Here is a 19,756-nt window from a genome sequence, read left to right on the forward strand (position 1 = left end):
GTCTTTCCCGTCTTCCTCAGCCGGCCAGGCTGAAGCGCTCGAAGTGGACCTGCCGCTTGGGCACGCCCAGGTCGTCCAGGGTGCGCAGCACCGCGTTCATCATGGGCGGCGGCCCGCACAGGAAGACGTCCCGCTCGGCGATGTCCGGCACCAGCCGCGCCAGTTCGCGCGGCGCCAGCTTGTCGGGGACCGGCGGCCCGGTCACCAGGTGCAGTTCGGCGCCCTTGGCGAGCGCGAGGTCGCGCAGCTCGTCGTGGAGGACGGCGTCGCGGTCCGAGGCGACGCGGTAGACGACGACGGCGTGGCCCTCGATGTCCTCCAGGATGGCCCGGATGGGGGTGACGCCGACGCCGCCCGCGACGAGCAGGGACTCGGTCCTCGTGCGGTGCAGGGTGGTGAAGGCGCCGTAGGGGCCCTCGGCGAAGACGCGCGTGCCGACCTTCAGGTGGCGCAGGGCGGCGCTGCCCGCGCCGGCCGCCTTGGCGGTCAGGCGCAGGGTGCGGCCGTCGGGGGCGGCGGAGAGGGAGAAGGGGTTGGCCTGCCACCAGCGGTCGCGGGTGAGGAAGCGCCACAGGAAGAACTGGCCGGCCCGGGCGGGCAGTTTGTCGAGGTCCTTGCCGGTGATGTGGATCGACACGACGTTGTCGGACTCGGGGACGACCGCCGACACCCGGAATTGGTGGCGGGTGTTGCGCCACAGCGGCAGCACCAGGCGGCCGAGGGCCACCGCGCCCAGCGCCACGGCCCACACGCCGTACCAGTACGTCTTCGCGGCCGGCGACGAGGTGAACGTCGTACCGACGGCGACCTGGTGGGTGAAGGCGAGGACCACGGCGACGTAGGTGTACAGGTGGATGAAGTGCCAGGTCTCGTAGGCGAGTCGGCGGCGTGCGTAGCGCGCGGAGACCGCGCCGACCGCGAGGAGGATGCCGAGGGCGACGATCGCGCGCAGGACGCCCTCGGTGGTCTCGGCGAGGTCGACGAGCTCGGTGACCGGGCCGACACCGGCTCCGTCGGCGTATCCGAAGGAGATGAAGACGGCGTGCGCGAGGAGCGTCCACAGCAGGGCGAAGCCGGTCCAGCGGTGCCAGGCGGTCAGCCGGTCCATGCCGATACGGCGGTCCAGCCAGGGCAGCCGGGCCACCAGCACCAGCTGGAAGGCCATGATCAGGGCGCCGTAGAGGCCGGCGAGGCGGCCGATGACGATCAGGGCGTTGGAGGCGAAGCCCGCCCGGGCGAAGAAGTAGGCGACCACGGCCGCGTTCGCGGCCAGCACGGCGTACAGGCCCGTGCGGGCCACCACCCTGGGGCGTATCGCCGTGGGGGGCGCAGGGGGTGATTGGACGGTCGTCACGGGACGGCAGCTCCTTGATCGGTGATCCGGACGACCCGAGCTTCGCTGGCGGGAGCTGTCGAAAACCTGTCGGCCTCCTTACAAGTGCTTATCGATGTGCCGGCCGTCGACCGGGGGACCTGGCGCCACCAGCGGGGTGCCGCAGTATGAGCGGGTGGAAAAAGTACGTCTCCTCGTCGTCGACGACGACCCGCCCATCGCCGATCTCGTCGCGACCGTCGCCCGCTACGAGGGCTGGGACGCCATCACCGCGAACTCCGGCGAGGAGGCGCTGAGGCTGGCCGGCGAGTTCCACCCGGACATCGTGGTGCTCGACCTGATGCTGCCGGACGTGGACGGCTTCGGTGTCCTGGACCGGCTGCGGCGGTCGGGGACGATGGTTCCGGTGGTGTTCCTGACGGCCCGGGACGGGGTCGCCGACCGGGTGGCGGGGCTGACCCGGGGCGGGGACGACTACCTGGTCAAGCCGTTCGCGGTGGAGGAGCTGATGGCGCGGCTGCGGACGGTGCTGCGGCGCAGCGCCGGGCCCGGCTTCCAGCGCTCGGTGCTGCGGGTGGCGGACCTGACGATGGACGAGGACACCCGGGAGGTCCGCCGCGGCGGGAAGCTGCTGACGCTGACCCCCACCGAGTACGAGGTGCTGCGCTTCCTGATGCGCAAGTCGCCGACCGTGATGACGAAGGCGCAGATCCTCGACCATGTGTGGGAGTACGGCTTCGGGGGCCGCTCGAACGTCGTCGAGCTGGTCGTCAGCCGGCTGCGCCGCAAGCTCGACGACCCCGACGACGGCGCGGCGCCGCTGATCCAGACGGTTCGAGGATTCGGGTACGTCGTCCGGCAGGCGGCCGAGTGATCGGCCGGCTCCCGCGGTCTTACCGGCGGCTGCGGCTCGGCACCCGGCTGGCGCTGGGGCTCGGGGCGCTGGCGCTGGTGGTGTTCGCCGTGGTCGGCACGGCCCTGACGACGTACATGCGGGACTATCTGTCGGCCCAGCTCGACGACCAGCTGGGGCTCGCCCAGGTCGCCCAGTCCAAGAGCATCGCGGAGAACGGCACGCTGGCGGGCAAGAAGTACTACCGCTGGTACTACGCGGTGTACGACGTGTCGGACGGCCGGGCCGTGCTGCGCAAGCCCGAGGAGAGCGGCGACCTGCCCGCCGACATCGCGCCCCTCACCTCCCTGGCCGCGGCGCAGATCACCTCGAAGACGGAGACGCTGCGCACCGCGAACCTCGCGGGCCAGGGCGAGTACCGGCTGCGGGCCTGTGAGGTCGAGCCCGGGGTGGTGCTGGTCAGCGGGGCGCCGATGGACGACATCGACGCGACGGTACGGCGGCTGATCACGGTCCAGGTGGTGGCCTTCGGGCTGGCGCTGGCGGCGCTGGTGGTGTTCGGCCGGCGGCTGCTGCGCCGCGGACTGAACCCGCTGAGCGACATGGCGCACACCGCGCACGGCATCGCCTCGCACGACCTGACCGAGTCGGCGGCCCGGCTGCCGCTGCGCGCGGACGAGCGGGGCGGCGGCCCGGAGGTCGAGGAGCTGCGCACGGCCTTCAACACCATGCTGGAGCACATCGACCATTCGCTGGCGGTGCGCGCGGAGGCGGAGCAGCGGCTGCGCCGGTTCGTCGCGGACGCCTCGCACGAGCTGCGCACGCCCCTGATGTCGGTACGGGGCTACGCGGACCTCTTCCAGTACGCCGCCGCCAACGCCCCCGAGGAACGCGACAGGCATCTGGCCCGGCTGCGCGCCGAGGCGGCCCGCATGGGCGTCCTTCTGGACGACCTGCTGCTGCTCGCCCGGCTGGACGCGGCGGAGGTGGACGCGCCGCTGCGGCCGCAGGACACGGACCTGGTGGCGCTGGTGGAGGAGGCGGCGGCCGCGTTCCGGGCGAGCCGTCCGGAGCGTCCGCTGACCGTGCGGACCGGTCCGAGCCCGCTGAAGCTGCGCCTGGACCCGCACCGCATCCGGCAGGTGCTGGACAACCTGCTCACCAACGCCGCCGTGCACACGCCCGCCGGTACGCCGGTGTCGGTGGAGGTGGCGCTGGAGGGCGACACGGCCGTGGTCCGGGTGGAGGACGCCGGACCCGGCATCCCGGCCGAGGACCGGGAGCGGGTCTTCGACCGCTTCTACCGCGTCGACAAGGCCCGCAGCCGCGACCGCGGCGGCAGCGGCCTGGGCCTGTCGGTCGCCGGCGCGCTGGTCCGCGCCCACGGCGGCACGATCGAGCTGCACGGCGAGCCGGGGGCGACGGTGTTCACCGTGCGGCTGCCGGCGCGGGACGGGGAAGGTCTTACGGAGCGGTGACATGACGGCCGCGCCCGGTCCGCCACGGCCGCTCGCCGCCCTACGTTGAGCGCATGCGTGTACTGGTCACCGGCGGTGCCGGGTTCATCGGGTCCCATGTCGTGACGGCGCTCGACGCCCACGGGCACGAGCCCGTCGTCTACGACACCCGCGGCGAGCCCCCGTCCGACGTGCGGGATCCCTACGCCCTGCAGCGCGCCCTCGCCGGCGTGGACGCCGTCTGCCACCAGGCGGCCATGGTCGGCCTGGGCACCGGCTTCGCGGACGCGGCCGAGTACGTCTCCCGCAACGACCTCGGCACGGCGGTGCTGCTCACCGCCATGGCCGAGGCGGGCGTACGGCGGCTGGTGCTGGCCGGGTCGATGGTGGTGTACGGGGAAGGCCGGTACGAGTGCCCACGGCACGGCGCCGTACGGCCCGGACCGCGTGCCGTCGCCGACCTCGACGCGGGCCGCTTCGAGCCGCCGTGCCCGGTGTGCGGCGCCGAGCTCGCGCCGGGGCTGGTCGGCGAGGACGCGCCGGTCGACCCGCGCAACGTGTACGCGACGACCAAGCTGGCCCAGGAGCATCTGGTGGCCGCCTGGGCCCGCGCCACCGGCGGCACGGCGGTGGCCCTGCGCTACCACAACGTGTACGGCCCGGGCATGCCCCGCGACACCCCGTACGCCGGGGTCGCCTCCTTCTTCCGCTCGGCGCTGGCCCGCGGCGAGGCGCCCACCGTGTACGAGGACGGGCGCCAGCGGCGGGACTTCGTGCACGTGCGGGATGTGGCGGCGGCCAACGTGGCGGCGCTGCAGGCGGGTTCGGCCGACGGCGCGCTGACCGTGTACAACACGGGCAGCGGCGAACCGCACACGGTCGGCGAGATGGCCCGGGCACTGACCTCGGCGTACGGCGGCCCCGACCCGGTCGTCACCGGCGAGTACCGCCTGGGCGACGTACGTCACATCACGGCCGACTCGGCACGGCTGCGGGCCGACCTGGGCTGGAAGCCGGAGGTCGAATTCACGGAGGGGATGCGGGAGTTCGCGCGGGCGGGGATGAGGGGGGCGCCGCCGCAGGGCGGGGTGCAGGGGGCGCCGCAGGCCGGGAAGCCGGCGGCGCCTGCCCTGGGAGAGAGCGGCGGCGCAGGCCGGGAAGCCAAACGTGCCGCAGAGCGGCGGGGCGAGGGGGCTTGAGGTCGCCCCCACATGGGCCGGTGGTGCTGTTCGCGAATCAGGAAGCGGCGGCGGGCAGCACCACCTCGAAGCGGCAGCCGCCGGGGACGTTGCGCACGGTGGCCGTGCCCTGGTGGGCCTCCACGATGCCGCGGACGATGGCGAGGCCGAGTCCCGCGCCGGCGGGGGGAGTCCGGGCGTGGGTGCCGCGCCAGCCGGTGTCGAAGACCCGCGGCAGGTCCTCCTCGGGGATGCCGCCGCAGCCGTCGGTGACGGACAGGACGACGCCGTCCTCGCGCAGCTCCGAGGACACGGCGACGGTGCCGTCGGCGGGCGTCCGGCGGATCGCGTTGACCAGCAGGTTGCCGAGGACCCGGCTCATCTCCTTGCCGTCCACCTCGACCGGCACGGCCGTCACCCCGTCGCCGACCAGCCGCACCCCGTGCTCGCGGGCGAGCGGATCGGCGCCCGCGAGCGCGTCGCCGACGAGGTCGTACAGGGAGATCCGGCTCGGGCTCAGCGCCAGCGCGCCCGCGTGGATGCGGGAGAGCTCGAAGAGGTCGCCGACCATGTCGTTGAGGCGCTCGACCTCGGTGCGCATCTGCCGCAGGTAGCGGTGAGGGTCGGCGGCGACGCCGTCCTCCAGGGCCTCGGACATGGCGCGCAGACCCGCCAGCGGGGTGCGCAGGTCGTGGGAGATCCACGCGACCAGCTCGCGCCGCGAGGACTCCAGGGCGCGCTCTCGGTCCCTGGACTCGGCGAGCTTGGCGCTGGTCGCCTCCAACTCCCGGCTGAGCGCGGCGAGTTCCGCGGTGGCGGGCCCGTCGGGCGAGGTGAAGTCGCCGCCGTCGCCGAAGGAGCGGGCGGCGAGGGTGAGGGCACGGCTGCGGGCCGCGACCCAGCGGCCGAGCAGTACGGCGGTGGCCAGGGAGACCACGGCGGCCATGGCGACGACGGTCGTGACCACCTTCAGGTCGTGCCCGGACAGGAACATGGCCTGCGCGACCGCGAGCGTGCCCGCGAACATGGCGGTGACGCCGACGGCCGCGACGACGCCGAGGTGCAGGGCGAGCGAACGGCGCCGGATCAGCAGCAGCACACCGGCACCGAGCAGACCGGCCACGGCGGCACCGAGGAAGGCGAACAGGGCGATGAGCAGGTTGGCGCGCACGGTCAGGCCCCCTGGTCCGCGGCGTCGAAGCGGTAGCCGACGCCCCACACGGTCTGGATCAGGCGGGGCCGCGCCGGGTCGTCCTCCACCTTGCCGCGCAGCCGCCGCACATGGACGGTCACGGTCGACAGGTCGCCGAAGTCCCAGCCCCACACCTCACGCATCAGGTCCTCCCGGCTGAAGACCCGCCCGGGGTGCCGCAGGAAAAAGGCGAGGAGGTCGAACTCCCGTATGGTGAGCGCGAGTTCGGTGCCGTCCTTGAGGGCGCGACGGGCCGACGGGTCGACCGAGAGACCTGCCGCGCGCAGGGTGGCGGAGGGCTGGGAAGGACGGGTGCGGCGCAGCACGGACTCCACGCGCAGCACGAGTTCCCGGGGGCTGAAGGGCTTGGTGACGTAGTCGTCGGCGCCGACCTCCAGGCCGAGGATGCGGTCGTCCTCGTCGCCGCGGGCGGTGAGCATGATGACCGGCACGGGGCCGCGGCCGCGCATGCGCCGGCAGACCTCCAGGCCGTCCATGCCCGGCAGCATGAGGTCGAGGACGACGAGGTCCGGCCAGTGTTCCTCGGCCCGGGCGAGGGCGTCGGGACCGTCACCGGCCCGGTCGACGACGTATCCGGCCCGGTCGAGATAGCCGGTGACGACCTCGGCGACGGTGGGATCGTCGTCCACCACGAGGACCCGGGCCCCGCCCCGCCCGTGTTGCTGCAGCTCCATACCGCCAGCCTCGCATCCCCCGACCCGGGCCGCCGCACCTCCGGCCGGACGTCCGCGTTCCGTAAGAAACCCCCGGCCCGCCGAGGTCCTCGCGGGGCGGCCAACTCGCCGCCTGCCCACGCCTGTCGACGTCCGTGTTTCGTAAGGAGCCGACGCCCTTTTTGTCCGTTTCGTGATCGTAGGGTGAGAGCCGTGACGAGCCCATCCTCCGCAGCACCCCCGACGACGTCCGTGGACGTCGTCCTTCCCTGTCTCGACGAGGCCGAGGCCCTCCCCTGGGTACTGGAACGCATCCCGCCCGGCTGGCGCGCCCTCGTGGTCGACAACGGTTCCACGGACGGCTCGGCCGAGGTGGCCCGTGCCCTCGGGGCGAGCGTCGTGCGCGAGGAGCGCCGCGGCTTCGGCGCCGCCTGCCACGCGGGCCTGGCCGCCGCCACGGCCGACGTCGTCTGCTTCTGCGACTGCGACGCCTCCCTCGACCCCGGCGGCCTGGTGCCCTTCGTCCGCCGGATCGCCGCGGGCGAGGCCGACCTGCTCCTCGGCAGGCGCCGCCCGCAGCGCCGCGGCGCCTGGCCCGCGCACGCCCGCGCCGGCAACCTCGCCCTCACCCGTCTGCTGCGCCGCCGCACCGGCGTCCGCCTGCACGACCTGGGCCCGCTGCGCGCCGCCCGGCGCGAGGCGCTGCTCGGCCTCGGCCTCACCGACCGGCGCAGCGGCTACCCCCTGCAGATGGTGGTCCGCGCCGCCGACGCGGGCTGGCGCATCGCCGAGTACGACGTCCCCTACCTGCCGCGCACCGGCGCCTCCAAGGTGACCGGCACCTGGCGCGGCACCTGGCAGGCGGTGCGGGACATGAGCCGTGTGCTGGCCGAGCCGCCCGCGGCGCCCCGCGTACCGGAAGGAACCCGCCCGTGACGTCCCCGGTCACCCTGCTCGTCATCGCCAAGGAGCCCCGGCCCGGACGGGTCAAGACCCGGCTGACGCCGCCGTTCACCCCGCGCGAGGCCGCGGGGCTGGCCGAGGCGGCGCTGGCCGACACGCTGGACGTGGTCGCGCGCACACCGGCCCGCCGCCGGCTGCTCGTCCTGGAGGGCGCGCCGGGCCCCTGGCTGCCACCCGGCTTCGAGGTCGTACGGCAGTGCGCGGGCGGTCTCGACGAACGACTGGCCGCCGCCTTCGCGCACTGCGACGGCCCGGCCCTCCTCATCGGCATGGACACCCCCCAGGTCACTCCGGCCCTCCTCGCGGTCGACTTCGCCGGCTGCGACGCGTACTTCGGTCCGGCGGCGGACGGCGGCTTCTGGGCCCTCGGCCTCGCCGAACCGGACCCCGGCCTGCTGCGGGGCGTGCCGATGTCGACACCGCTCACCGGCGCCGCCCAGCGCGCCCGCCTCACCGGCCTCCGCGTCCGGGACCTGCCGGAACTGCGGGACGTGGACACCGCCGACGACGCGCGACTGGTCGCGAGCGCGGCACCGCACGGACGCTTCGCCGCCGCCCACACCCGCCTCACGGCGACGCGCCGATGAGCGGCGTACGGGAGGCGACGGGAGTCCGGATCGGACGCCAGGCGGACAGCGCACGGGAGTCCGGCGCTTGGGCCAACGACCCCTACACCCGGGCCCTGCGCACCGGGCGGGGGCCGCTCTTTCTGCGGCGTGCCGATGGTTGGCTGCTGCCGTTGGACGTGGAGCGATGGTGTGCGGAGGCGGACGCCGTCGATCTGGCGGTGCTGCGGCGCTGCGAGGGCGCCGTGCTGGACGTCGGCTGCGGACCGGGCCGTCTCGTCGCCGCGCTGGGCGCCCTCGGCCGGCCGGTGCTCGGCATCGACGTGAGCGCGGCGGCCGTGGCGCGCACGAACCGGCTCGGCGGCCAGGCCCTGCGCCGCTCCGTCTTCGAGTCCCTGCCCGGCGAGGGCCGCTGGGGCACCGCGCTGCTGATCGACGGCAACGTGGGCATCGGCGGCGAGCCGCACGCGCTGCTCGACCGGATGGCCCAACTCCTCGTTCATGAAGGGCTGTTGATCGCCGAGACGGTACCCGGGCCGGACATCGACGAGCGGGTGCGGGTGCATGTCACCGATGCGCGGGGAGCCGTCGGCAGCCCGTTCCCCTGGGCGCGGGTCGGCACGCCGGCCCTGCTGCGGCTCGCGGAGCGCGCGGGCTGGCGTGCCGTCGATCAGTGGGCGACCGGCGGCCGCTGCTTCGTCGCCCTGCGCCGGTGCGGCGCCCGCACCACGAACAGCAGCGCCGAGCCGCCGAACAGTGCCGCGGTCACCAGCAGCCAGCGGGCCGGGTAGCCGTCCGCGGACAGGCCGGTGGCACGGCCGTATCGGCCTGCCACCTGCCCGCTGATCAGCGGGAACCATACGAGCAGGAGCAGCAGCGACAGCGCGGCGGGCACGCGCACGTAGGCCACCGCCCGCCGCCCGCGCGCTCCGGCGCCCTTCACCAGGGCGCGGTCCGCCGCCGCGTACAGCGGAAGCAGCACCAGGTCGTGCAGGAGCGCCGCGCCCACGACCCACAGCGCGACGCCGAACCAGTCCCCGCCCAGCAGGCGCACCCCCGCGTAGGCGGCAAGGGCGAACGAGCAGAGCAGCAGCAGGAGTTGCAGCGGGCTGCCGATGACGATCCTGGGGCGCATCACAGGTCTCCGAAGGTCAGCGCGGCCACCCACTTGGTGTTGAGCACACCGGGTGCCGCGGGCACGATGATCCGCGCCGGGTGGCCGTGGTCGGGGGTGAGGTCCTCGCCGTTGACGGACAGGGCGAGCAGGGAACGGGGATCGGCGACCTGGTTGGCCCGAAGGGCGGCCCGGCGGAAGGCGCCGTGCCGTTGCAGCGACTCGACGAGGACGTCGGGCGGATCGGCGTCGTGGCCGACGAGCGCGGCGAGGTCGCGCAGCCGGACGCCACGCCACCACTGGTCGGAGGTCGACCAGCCCTCGACGCAGGCGATGGGCAACGCGGCGCTGTGCAGGGGCAGTCCAAGCAGCTCGGCCCGGCTGAGCCGGACGGTTCCGCCGCGCCCCCTGACCACCAGCCGCCAGGCGTCCTCGCCGGTCTCGGCGGGGCGGATTCCGGCGTAGGCGGCGGTCTTGTTGATCTGGAAGCCGCCGGGTCCGCCGCCCGGGTCGCTGCGGCCGTGCGGAGCGAAGAGCGCCGTCCAGCGCAGTCCGTCCACGCTCTGCCCCGCCGTGGTGGCGAACAGCAGCAGCGAGCCGCCGCCGACCAGGCCGAGCGCGCCGCGCCGGGAGACGGTCGGCGGGTCCGGGTCCGGGGCGGTCAGTCCGGTCGGCTCGGCGCGCTCGGCCGACTCGTTCCGCTCGGTCGACTCGTTCCGTTCGTCCCGCAGCCCCCGCAGATTGCGCAGGGCCGCCGGCGTCTTCAGCACGGCGTGGGCGACGAACGCGGCGAAGAAGACCCAGGCGCCGTAGAAGTGCAGCGGGTAGAAGGAGCCGGGGAAGACGTAGTCGAGCTGGACGTTGAGCACGCCGGTGACGAACTCGAACAGGCCGCCGCCGACGAGCAGCAGCAGGGAGAGCCGTTCCAGGGCGTGGGCCAGGGAGCGGGCCGGCGGCAGCGTGAACAGCCTGGGCACGACCGACCACAGTTTGGCCAGCAGGACGGGGATCAGGGTGATCCCGAGGGTGACGTGGACGCCCTGGGTGAGCCGGTACAGCCAGTGCGGGTCGGTCGGCCAGGCGAAGAGGTAGAAGCCGAGGACGCCCTTGTCCGGCGTCTTGTCGTTCACCGGGGACAGGCCCGGGTTGTACGCGGCGTAGGACAGCAGCCCGGTCACGAACAGCACGGTGATCCCGACGAGCAGGACGACACCGAGCACCGAGGTGAGCCAGGGGCCCCGCAGCGGGCTGCGCCAGAAGCGGGGGGAGAAGGGTGAGAAACGCGACGGTTCCATGTCCCGACCGTAGGTCCGCGCGACCCCGGGAAGGGTCTCGCGAACCATGACGAAACTCTGACGTCCGCGCATGTCAGCGGTCCGGGTGAGGCCGCGGGCCCTAGCGTCGTCGACGTGTCCCCACCTCCTCAGCACGCCTCCCGCCGTGATCTGCGCCGCGACCTGTACGCCGTGGGGGCGGCCGCCCTCCTCGTCCTGGCGGCGGCGACGATCGGCACCGCCATCGAGCACCGCGACGGCTCGCTCCGCGTGGGATGGCCGCCGCTCCTCGCGACCTGGGACCCGCACGTGGGCCCCGGCACCCCGGCCGCGGTCGTCGTGGCGGTCGCGGCCGTCGCCCACGGCCCGTCGCTCGCCGCCCGCCTCCCCTGGCGTCCCCTGCTCCTGGCCGTGTGGGGCGCGTCGATGGCCTGGACGTGGTCGCTGGCGCTGGTCGACGGCTGGTACCGGGGCGTCGCCGAGCAGCTGACGACGCGCAACGAGTACCTCCGGGTGATCGGCCGCTTCCACGACATCCCGCGCGCGCTGCGGGACTTCGACCACCACATCCTGATCGACGCGCCCGCCAACTGGCCCGCCCACGTCGCCGGCCACCCTCCGGGGGCGACCCTCACCTTCGTCCTCCTCGACCACGCGGGCCTGCGCGGCGGCGGCTGGGCGGGCGCGTTCGTGATCACGGTGGGTACGACCGCCGCGGTGGCGGTCCTCATCGCCCTGCGCGCGCTCGGCGACGAGCAGCGCGCCCGCCGCGCCGCGCCCTTCCTGGTGCTGACGCCGGGCGCGGTGTGGGTGGGCACGTCGGCCGACGGGTACTTCACCGCGGTCGCCGCCTGGGCGGTGGCGCTCCTGGCGCTGGCGGTGACCGGCCGCCGCCCGGCGGCGGCCGGCTTCGCCTCGGGCCTGCTCCTCGGGCTGACCGCCTACCTGTCCTACGGCCTCACGCTCTTCGCGCTGATCGCGGCGGCCGTCCTGCTCCTCGGCCCGCACCGCACCCGTCCGCTCCCCTTCCTCCTCGCCGGACTCGCCGTCGTCCCGGCCGTGTTCACCGCGCTGGGCTTCGACTGGTGGGAGGCGTACCGCCTGTTGGTCACCCGCTACCACCAAGGAGCGGGCGGGGTACGGCCCTACGGCTACTGGGTGTGGGCCAACCTGGCCTGCGCGGTGTTCATCGTCGGCCCGGCGACGGTGGCGGGCCTGCGCCGCACGCGGGTGTCGCGCGCCGACGCCCTCGGCACACTCGTGGCCGCCGCGCTCCTCGCCCTGCTGGTCGCCGACGTGTCCGGGATGAGCAAGGCGGAGACGGAGCGGATCTGGCTGCCGTTCGCGATCTGGCTGCTTCCGGCGTGCGCGGCGCTGCCCCGGCCGCGCGTCTGGCTCGCGGCCCAGGCGGTACTGGCCCTGCTCGTCAACCACCTGCTGCTGACGGGCTGGTGAGGGTCACGGCAGCGGCTGTTCCGTCCAGATCACCTTGCCCTCCGGCGTGTACCGGGTGCCCCAGCGCTCGGTGAGCCGGGCGGCCAGGAACAGACCGCGGCCGCCCTCGTCCTCGTTGCGGGCCCGGCGCAGACGGGGCGAGGTGCCGGAGCCGTCGGAGACCTCGCAGATGAGGGCACGGTCGCGCAGCAGACGCAGCTGGACGGGGCCGTGGGCGTGCCGGATGGCGTTGGTGACCAGTTCACTGACGACCAGTTCGGTGGTGAAGGCGAGGTCGTCCAGGCCCCAGGCGGAGAGCTGTTCGGTGACGACGGCTCGGGCGACGGAGACGACCGCGGGGTCGCTGGGCAGGTCCCACCGGGCGACCCGGTCCGGACCGAGGACATGGGTGCGGGCGACGAGGAGGGCCACGTCGTCCGTCGGCCGGGTCGGCAGCAGTGCGTCGAGGACCGCCTCGCAGGTCTCCTCCGGCGCCCGTTCGGCAACGGCCAGGACGGTGCGCAGCCGGTCCAGTCCGGCGTCGATGTCCCGCAGCCGGTCCTCGATCAACCCGTCGGTGTAGAGCACCAGTTGGCTGCCCTCGGCCAGCTCCAGCTCGACGGTCTCGAAGGGCATGCCGCCCAGGCCCAGGGGCGCCCCGGCGGGCAGGTCGACGAACTCGACGGTGCCGTCCGGCCGTACCACCGCGGGCAGGGGGTGCCCGGCGCGGGTGAGGGTGCAGCGCCGGGACACCGGATCGTAGACGGCGTAGAGGCAGGTCGCTCCGACGATGCCGGAGTCGGCCAGGCCGCTCTCCACCGCCCATCCCTCGCCCCGGTCCAGGCGCCCGGCGAGGTCGTCGAGGTGGGTGAGGAGTTCGTCGGGCGGCAGGTCCAGGGCGCAGAAGTTGTGCACGGCGGTGCGCAGCCGGCCCATGGTGGCGGCCGCGTGCAGGCCGTGCCCCACCACGTCGCCGACGACCAGTGCGACCCGCGCGCCGGAGAGCGGGATCACGTCGAACCAGTCGCCGCCCACCCCCGCCTGCGCGGGCAGATACCGGTGGGCGACCTCGACGGCGCTCTGTTCCGGCCGCCCCCTGGGCAGCAGGCTGCGCTGCAGGGTGAGGGCGGTGTGGTGCTCGCGGGTGTAGCGGCGGGCGTTGTCGATGCAGATCGCCGCGCGGCTCGCGAGCTCCTGCGCGAGGGAGAGGTCGTCGTCCTCGAAGGGGGCGGGCTTCTCGGACCGGTAGAAGGAGACCACGCCGAGGGTCGCGCCCCGGGCCATCAGCGGCACGGTGATCAGGGAGTGTATGCCGGCCGCGAGCGTCCGCTCCAGCCGCGGCGGGTCCTGCGCCTTCCAGCCGCCGGAGTCCGAGAGCACGGGTTCCAGCACGGCCCGTCCGCTCTCCAGGCAGCGGGCCTGCGGTGTGGACGCCACGTACGCGACGGGGTCGCCCACGCTCCACAGATGCGACTCCTCGTGTATGGCGCCCAGGGCCACCCGGCGCAGTGTGGTCCGCGCGCCGAGCGGTCCGGGCTCCTCGCCCCGCAGCACCGCGTCAGGCAGGTCCACGGCGACGAAGTCGGCGAACTCGGGGGCGGTCACCTCCGTGAGTTCCTCGGCGGTGCGCGCCACATCGAGGGTGGTGCCGATGCGCACCGCGGCCTCGTGCAGCAGCTCCAGCCGCCTGCGCGCCAGCACGGCCAGCCGCCCGACGCCGGGCTCCCCCACCAGCAGCAGCCGGCTGCCGTCGCCGCCGAGGATGTCCCCGACCGTCTCGGGCGGTGCGGTGGTGGCCGGGGCCGGCGCTGCGGGCGTGGTGACCCGGCGTGCGGACACGGCGGGCGGCTTCGGCACGCGCACCCTGTCGGGGACGCCGACATCGGCACCGGCAGCCGCGTTCGTCACGACCGCCGTCCCATTCAGCCCCGTCACTCGGGTCCCACCGGAAACACGCGCCTCGACCGCCACCCCCAACTCCCCGTCCGCACCGCGGATGAGGCGCCGCAGCAGCGTGGCCACGCGCCCACCGGGCAGCGCGACCTCGTCCAGGGTGCGTCGGGGGGAGGCGAGCAGTTCCTCGGCGCGTTCGCGCAGTACCGCGAGGTCGATGCGCCCGAGCGCCTCTCCGTCGCCGCGCTCGTCCGGCCGTCCCGTGCCGCCCGGCTCCGGTCCGGCCCGCCGGTACGCGGCGAGCAGTGCCCGTTCGCGTCGCGTCGCCTGCTCCAGCAGGCGGGCCTCGATGTCGCGGGCGGCCTCGCGGACGAGCCGCAGCATGGTGGGGTCGCCGTCGTCCCGCAGACAGGTCAGGTCCAGGACGGCCTCGATGCGTCCGCTGAGCGGATCGCGGACGGGGGCGCCCGCGCAGGCGAAGGGCTGCAGGCAGTCGGCGAAGTGCTCGCGGCCGACGACGAAGACGGGGCCGCGTTCGGCGAGGGCGGTGCCGACGCCGTTGGTGCCGACCACCCCTTCGGAGGCGTCGAAGCCGGGGGCGAAGCTCACCGCGTCGAGCCGGTCACGCAGCCGCCGGTCGCCGCCGAACCGCCGCACCATGCGGCCCCGCGCGTCGCACAGCGCGATGGCCATGCCCACCTCGGCCAGCGAGGCGGTCAGCGTCCGCAGCACCGGCTCGGCCGCCTGCAGGAACCGCTCGTCCAGGCTCAGACCGGGCGCGTAGCGAACCAGGAGCCGGTCCGGTTCGAGCCCCGCGAAGCGGCACCGCTTCCAGGAGTCGAGCACCGGGCCCCGGACGTCCGCCTCGACGCGCGCACCGGCCAGGAATCGTTCATGGGCATCGACGAGCCCGCCGATGTCGTCCCAGGGGACGGACAACGAGATCACTTCCCTCACCTGGAGCCGCTCCGGTCACGGGCCGCCACTCGGCTCGCCCCCGGCGAAGCCTCCAAGCGCTTTCACCCTAGACCTGGTGTGACCCGCGCCACAACAACGAAAACTCGTGGTGTGCGGTCCCTCGCCGACTCTTCCCAAGCACCCGGGGCACTACCTATGTTACCGGTAACATCACGCCTCGGCCGCCCGGAGCAGCCCGATGACCCGACCGCTCCACCTGCGTGTTCCCGCCCCCTCCGCACCGCCGCTGACCGGCCATCTCCCCTTCGCCGACGCGCCCGGCGTGCCGGACCCCATCGAGGTGACCAGCCGCTGGCTCACCCGCGGCGGGCGCCCCTGGTTCCCCGTGTCCGGCGAGTTCCACTACTCCCGCCACCCGGCCGCCGCCTGGTCACAGGAGCTGCTGAAGATGAAGGCGGCCGGGGTGACGGTGGTGGCGAGCTACGTCATCTGGATCCACCACCAGGAGACCGAGGGCCGCGTCCGCTTCGACGGCGACCGCGACCTGCGCCGCTTCGCCGAGCTGTGCGCCCGCCACGGCCTGGACTTCGTCCCCCGCATCGGCCCCTGGTCCCACGCCGAGGTGCGCAACGGCGGCCTGCCCGACTGGCTGCTCGCCCGGGACTGCGCTCCCCGCACCGACGATCCGGCCTACCTGGAGCCCGTACGCACCTGGTTCGCGGCCGTCGCCGAACAGCTGCGCGGCCTGGACCGCGCGCACGGCGGGCCGATCGTCGCGATCCAGATCGAGAACGAGCTCTACGACCGGCCGGGCCACCTCCTCACCCTCAAGCGCATGGCCCAGGAGGCCGGTCTGAGCGCGCCGCTGTGGTCGTCGACCGCATGGGGCGGGGTCCGGCTCCCGCCCGACGAACTGCTCCCCCTCTACGGCGGCTACACCGAGGCGTTCTGGACCCTGGCCGCGACCGACGGCATCGCCCCCGAACTCGCCTTCGACGGAGGGACCTTGGCGTCCGTCGCGACCCCCTCCGCGGAGGTGTCGCGCGTGGGCGGCCGGGTGCTGGTCAGCGGTCTGCGTCCCGGGACCGACGCGCTGGTCGAGGTGGAAACGGCCGACGGCGGGCGGGTCGGGCTGCTGGTGCTGGACGCGGCGACGGCGCGCACTCTGTACCGGGGGGTGGCCTGGGGCGCCGAGCGGTTGGTGCTCTGCGCGGACGGTGTGGTGTTCGACCGGGACGAGGTGCGGGTGCACGGTCGCGGGGAACGGTCGTCGTTCGCCGTACTGCCGGATCCGGGAGGGGAGTTGGCGGGGGCCGTGCGGGAGGGGGTGGACGGGGTGTTCACGCGCTGGTCGGTCGAGGCGGGCGACGCCGTCGAGGTCCCCGAGGTGTCCGTCGCCCTCCTGCGGGCCGCCGGTGCGGCCCCGGCGCCGGTGACCGGCGTACTGGGCCGGGCGAGTGCGCCCGCGGACAAGTACTTCGAGACCGTGGCGGCGGTGTACCGCGTCGAGGTGCCGGAGGATCTGCCGGCGGGGGCGCTCCTGCGGGTGCGGTGGACCGGGGACGTGGCGCGGGCGTACGTGGGGGACGTACTGGTCGCGGACCAGTTCTTCTCGGGGCGGGTCTGGGACATCGCCGTCGGCCGGCTGCCGCGGGGCCCGCTGCGGCTGTGCGTACTGCCGTTGGCGGCCGACGCCGCGGTGTCTCTGCCCGAGGGGGAGCGGGAGAGGGCGGGGACGGCGGCGGTTCTGGGAGCGGAGTGGGTGGTGGTGCGGGGTTGGGCAGTGCGGTGAGCGCTGTGACGGGTGGTCGGCCGACTGCGGCGCCGTCGTGGCCGGTCGCGCGGTTCCCCGCGCCCCTTCAGGGCGTTGCCGGACCGTGTCCCGGATGGCCGGAGCCTATGCTGTGGCCCCGCCCGTCGGAGTAAGAGGACAGCCAGTGCCATGACCGTCACGCCCGACGACGGCTCCGTTCCCAAGGGGCGGCGGCGACGGAACTTCGCGGGGGCCCGGCCCGTGATGGGCGACGTGGCCCGGCTGGCCGGGGTGTCGAAGCAGACCGTGTCCCGGGTGCTCAACGATCACCCCTCCGTGCGTCCGGAGACCCGCGAGGCGGTGACCGCCGCCATGCGGGCGCTCGGCTACCGGCCCAGCCGCAGTGCGCGGTCGCTGGCCAGCGGCCGGACCCGGATGCTCGGCGTGATCTCCTTCGACGCCGCCCGGTACGGGCCCGCGTCCGTCCTCACTGCGATCAACACGGCCGCGCAGGAGGCCGGTTACCTGGTCAGCTCCATCGCCCTGGACACCGCCGACCGGGACACGGTCGCGCGGGCCGTGCAGCGGCTGTCGGCCGAGGGCGCCGACGGCGTCGTCGCGATCGCCCCGCAGCGGTGGGTGGGCCGGGCCCTGGCGGACGCCCGGCTGGACTCCCCGCTGGTGGTGCTGGAGAACGACGTCGAGGGCGGCGCGTCCGTGATCACCGCCGACTCCGTGACCGGGGCCCGGCTGGCCACGGAGCACCTGCTGGGGCTGGGCCACCGCACGGTCCACCACCTCGCCGGACCGTCCGGCTGGTCCTCGGCCGACCGGCGGCTGGCGAGCTGGCGGGAGACCCTGGCGCGGGCCGGCGCCGAGGTGCCGGAACCCCTGTTCGGCGACTGGAGCGCGGACTCCGGCCATGACCTGGGTCGCGTCCTGGCCCGCCGCCCGGACGTCACGGCGGTCTTCGCCTCCAACGACCAGATGGCCCTCGGCGTCCTGCACGCCCTGCACGAGGCCGGCCGTCCGGTACCGGAGGAGGTCAGTGTCGTCGGTTACGACGACATCCCCGAGGCAGCACACCTGCTGCCCCCGCTCACCACGGTCCGCACCGACTTCGCCGAGATCGGCGCCCGCTCGCTCCGGCTCCTGCTGAACCGGCTGGAGGGCCGCACCGAACCGGCACCGGTCGAGCCCCTGGTCCCCGTGGAACTGGTGGTCCGCCGCAGCAGCGGACCGCCGCCCGCGCCCCGAGCCGGGCGGCGGAGCTAACTGGCGGTGCGCCGGATCCGTCCGGCGTACCGCTTCTCCAGCTCCAGGTTGCCCTCGTACCCGCCGGGCACGTTGGCCGAGACGTACACCGGCGGCCGCTCACCGGCGTCGAGCAGCATCCTGGACGCCTCGGCCACCGCCATCTGCACCAGCATCACACCGGTCAGCGTGGACAGCGCGCACACCGAGCCCCCGCCGGGCAGCTCCAGCAGCGCGTCCCCGCGCGGCGCCCTGTTGTCGAGCACGACGTCGGCGATGTCGGCCAGCTTCTTCCCGCTCGCGTGCCCGGCCGGAACGGCCCGGGTGTGGGTGAGCGAGGTGATGGCCAGCACCCGGTGCCCGTGCTCCTTGGCCAGCAGCGCCGTCTCCACGACGACGTTGTTCACGCCCGAGTTGGAGATGATCACGAACAGGTCCTGGGGACGCGGTGCGGCGAGGCCGTACAGTCGCTCGGCCACCCCCGCCCTGCGCTCCAGGAGCGGATCGTCGAGGACGGCGGGATCCTCACCGCCGTAAAGGACGAGGTCGGCGATACTGAGGCGGTTGGTGGGCACCAACCCGCCCGCGCGGCCCGCGAGTTCGAGGACGATGGCCTGGGAATGGCCGGTGCCGAAGGCCTGGATCACACCGTCGGAGCGCACGCAGTCGGCGATCAGGCGGGCGGCGCCCGCGACCTCCTCGCGTGCGGAGGCGGTGATGTGCGTCAGGACGGTCAGGCTCTCCCGCGCGAAGCCCTCGGCGCTCACAGACTCGACGGACACACGCCACTCCCCACTGGTGGATTGAACCACCCTGTACTACCCAACTTGTGAATCAATAAATCACACGCTCGGGGCCCTGGGCAATGAGCCGCCGAGGGGCGCGTGCCGCGTAGCTTGATCCGGTCCTGGTATTCAAACCATGCCGTCAAGGGTGGCTGATACCTTCTCCTCATGCCCTCGACGGACGTCACCACACTGATCCGCACCGAGCTGCCGCGACTGGCCGGCTCACTGAGGAAGGTCGGCGAACTGATCCTGGCGGATCCCGCCGCCGTCACCCACTGCTCGGCCGCCGAGCTGGGCCGCCGCACGGGAACCTCGCAGGCCACGGTGACCCGCTTCTGCCGGGCGATCGGTCTCGACTCCTACCAGCACCTGCTGATCGAGCTGGCGCAGGAGCGTGGCCGCGGCGAGGCCTCCGACTGGGGTTCCGCCGAGATCATCTCCGAGATCTCGCCCGACGACAGCCTGGAGAAGGTCGTCCAGATCGTCGGCAGCGCGGACCTGCGCGCGATCCAGCAGACCGTCGACCGCATCGACCTGGACGCACTGGAGCGCGCGGCCCAGGCGTTGGCCAAGGCACGCCGTATCGACGTGTACGGCGTCGGCGGCAGCGGCGCGGTGGCGCAGGAGACGGAGACCCGGCTGTTCCGGATCGGCTGTGCGGTGCGCGGCTGGACCGAGGTGCACGGGGCGGCCACCTCCGCGGCCCTGCTCACCCCGGCCGACGTGGCCATAGGGATCTCCCACTCCGGCGCGACCCGCGAGACCCTGGAGCCCTTCGAGATGGCCCGCGAGCGTGGCGCCACCACGGTCGCCATCACCACCGACCCGCGCTCACCGCTGGCCCGGGCCGCCGACATCCGGCTGATCTCGGCCACCTCGGAGACCAGCTTCCGCACCGGCAGCATCGGCGGCCGGCACTCCGTCCTGATGATCGTCGACTGTCTCTACGTCCGGGTCGCCCAGCTCTCCTACCAGCGTGCGAGCGCCTCCCTGGCGCTGACCGACCACATCACGCCGCAGCACGCGGTGAAGTCGCGCCGGACGAGGTGAGCCCGTCTCGGTTTGCATGGATGAACCACCGAGGAAACGTGAAGATGGTTGTTTGAACCATC

At 74.1% G+C, this 19,756-nt stretch carries 16 protein-coding genes; 10 read left to right on the forward strand and 6 right to left on the reverse strand.

Features of this window, described 5'->3' with window-relative positions:
- Positions 1–16 precede the first annotated feature (16 nt).
- On the reverse strand, positions 17–1,354 hold the full coding sequence (locus ACQF4J_RS12740) for a ferredoxin reductase family protein (protein ID WP_351563139.1): 1,338 nt from the start codon (positions 1,352–1,354) through the stop codon (positions 17–19).
- Between the two features lie 94 nt (positions 1,355–1,448).
- Between ACQF4J_RS12740 and ACQF4J_RS12745 the strand changes: the two genes are divergently transcribed.
- From ACQF4J_RS12745 to ACQF4J_RS12755, 3 genes are read left to right on the forward strand one after another with little or no spacing between them, the layout of a single operon-like run.
- Positions 1,449–2,207 carry a response regulator transcription factor gene (locus tag ACQF4J_RS12745; RefSeq protein WP_351563137.1) on the forward strand — a complete coding sequence of 253 codons (759 nt, stop codon included), beginning with the start codon at positions 1,449–1,451 and terminating at the stop codon, positions 2,205–2,207.
- A complete protein-coding gene (locus ACQF4J_RS12750) occupies positions 2,204–3,664 on the forward strand; it encodes a sensor histidine kinase (RefSeq protein ID WP_351563135.1) in 1,461 nt (486 codons plus the stop codon). Before ACQF4J_RS12745 ends, ACQF4J_RS12750 begins: the two co-directional genes overlap by 4 nt.
- A 53-nt stretch (positions 3,665–3,717) precedes the next feature.
- Positions 3,718–4,842 (forward strand): NAD-dependent epimerase/dehydratase family protein, encoded by a 1,125-nt coding sequence (locus ACQF4J_RS12755; RefSeq protein WP_427165646.1) that lies wholly within the window; start codon positions 3,718–3,720, stop codon positions 4,840–4,842.
- Positions 4,843–4,879: 37 nt separating this feature from the next.
- Here the strand turns inward: ACQF4J_RS12755 and ACQF4J_RS12760 are convergent, their stop codons facing one another.
- Both ACQF4J_RS12760 and ACQF4J_RS12765 read right to left on the reverse strand, forming a co-directional pair.
- Positions 4,880–5,992, reverse strand: coding sequence for a sensor histidine kinase (locus ACQF4J_RS12760; protein WP_351563131.1), 1,113 nt, complete (start codon positions 5,990–5,992; stop codon positions 4,880–4,882).
- A gap of 2 nt (positions 5,993–5,994) precedes the next feature.
- Entirely contained in the window at positions 5,995–6,708 is a 714-nt protein-coding gene (locus ACQF4J_RS12765) for a response regulator transcription factor (protein WP_351563129.1), read from the reverse strand.
- Positions 6,709–6,891: 183 nt separating this feature from the next.
- Between ACQF4J_RS12765 and ACQF4J_RS12770 the strand changes: the two genes are divergently transcribed.
- Genes ACQF4J_RS12770 through ACQF4J_RS12780 form a run of 3 tightly spaced genes read left to right on the forward strand, consistent with a single transcriptional unit; the run spans position 6,892 to position 9,007 of the window.
- Positions 6,892–7,623: a glycosyltransferase family 2 protein gene (locus tag ACQF4J_RS12770; protein WP_351563128.1), complete on the forward strand. Its 732-nt coding sequence runs from the start codon at positions 6,892–6,894 to the stop codon at positions 7,621–7,623.
- Positions 7,620–8,237: a TIGR04282 family arsenosugar biosynthesis glycosyltransferase gene (locus ACQF4J_RS12775; RefSeq protein WP_427165647.1), complete on the forward strand. Its 618-nt coding sequence runs from the start codon at positions 7,620–7,622 to the stop codon at positions 8,235–8,237. The genes ACQF4J_RS12770 and ACQF4J_RS12775 overlap by 4 nt, the downstream gene beginning before the upstream one ends.
- Positions 8,234–9,007 (forward strand): class I SAM-dependent methyltransferase, encoded by a 774-nt coding sequence (locus tag ACQF4J_RS12780; protein WP_427165648.1) that lies wholly within the window; start codon positions 8,234–8,236, stop codon positions 9,005–9,007. The genes ACQF4J_RS12775 and ACQF4J_RS12780 overlap by 4 nt, the downstream gene beginning before the upstream one ends.
- A 343-nt stretch (positions 9,008–9,350) precedes the next feature.
- Here the strand turns inward: ACQF4J_RS12780 and ACQF4J_RS12785 are convergent, their stop codons facing one another.
- Positions 9,351–10,625, reverse strand: a complete 1,275-nt coding sequence (locus tag ACQF4J_RS12785; protein WP_427165649.1) for a molybdopterin-dependent oxidoreductase — start codon at positions 10,623–10,625, stop codon at positions 9,351–9,353.
- Positions 10,626–10,739: 114 nt separating this feature from the next.
- Here ACQF4J_RS12785 and ACQF4J_RS12790 point away from each other — a divergent pair, with 114 nt between their 5' ends.
- On the forward strand, positions 10,740–12,059 hold the full coding sequence (locus ACQF4J_RS12790) for a hypothetical protein (RefSeq protein ID WP_427165650.1): 1,320 nt from the start codon (positions 10,740–10,742) through the stop codon (positions 12,057–12,059).
- A gap of 3 nt (positions 12,060–12,062) precedes the next feature.
- On the opposite strand, the gene ACQF4J_RS12795 is transcribed toward ACQF4J_RS12790, so the two are convergent.
- Positions 12,063–14,879 carry a SpoIIE family protein phosphatase gene (locus tag ACQF4J_RS12795; RefSeq protein WP_427165651.1) on the reverse strand — a complete coding sequence of 939 codons (2,817 nt, stop codon included), beginning with the start codon at positions 14,877–14,879 and terminating at the stop codon, positions 12,063–12,065.
- A gap of 208 nt (positions 14,880–15,087) precedes the next feature.
- On the opposite strand from ACQF4J_RS12795, the gene ACQF4J_RS12800 reads away from it, so the two are divergent.
- Both ACQF4J_RS12800 and ACQF4J_RS12805 read left to right on the forward strand, forming a co-directional pair.
- Positions 15,088–16,641, forward strand: a complete 1,554-nt coding sequence (locus tag ACQF4J_RS12800) for a beta-galactosidase (protein ID WP_427165652.1) — start codon at positions 15,088–15,090, stop codon at positions 16,639–16,641.
- A gap of 150 nt (positions 16,642–16,791) precedes the next feature.
- Positions 16,792–17,877 carry a LacI family DNA-binding transcriptional regulator gene (locus ACQF4J_RS12805; RefSeq protein ID WP_427165653.1) on the forward strand — a complete coding sequence of 362 codons (1,086 nt, stop codon included), beginning with the start codon at positions 16,792–16,794 and terminating at the stop codon, positions 17,875–17,877.
- Here ACQF4J_RS12805 and ACQF4J_RS12810 read toward each other — a convergent pair.
- Positions 17,874–18,638 carry a sugar isomerase domain-containing protein gene (locus ACQF4J_RS12810; protein WP_427165654.1) on the reverse strand — a complete coding sequence of 255 codons (765 nt, stop codon included), beginning with the start codon at positions 18,636–18,638 and terminating at the stop codon, positions 17,874–17,876. The two genes, ACQF4J_RS12805 and ACQF4J_RS12810, sit on opposite strands and share 4 nt — an antisense overlap.
- Positions 18,639–18,809: 171 nt before the next feature.
- Between ACQF4J_RS12810 and ACQF4J_RS12815 the strand changes: the two genes are divergently transcribed.
- Positions 18,810–19,694, forward strand: coding sequence for a MurR/RpiR family transcriptional regulator (locus ACQF4J_RS12815; RefSeq protein ID WP_351563109.1), 885 nt, complete (start codon positions 18,810–18,812; stop codon positions 19,692–19,694).
- The last annotated feature ends 62 nt before the right edge of the window (positions 19,695–19,756 follow it).

The organism is Streptomyces sp. C1-1 (genome assembly GCF_050214755.1).
Classification (GTDB): Bacteria; Actinomycetota; Actinomycetes; order Streptomycetales; family Streptomycetaceae; genus Streptomyces.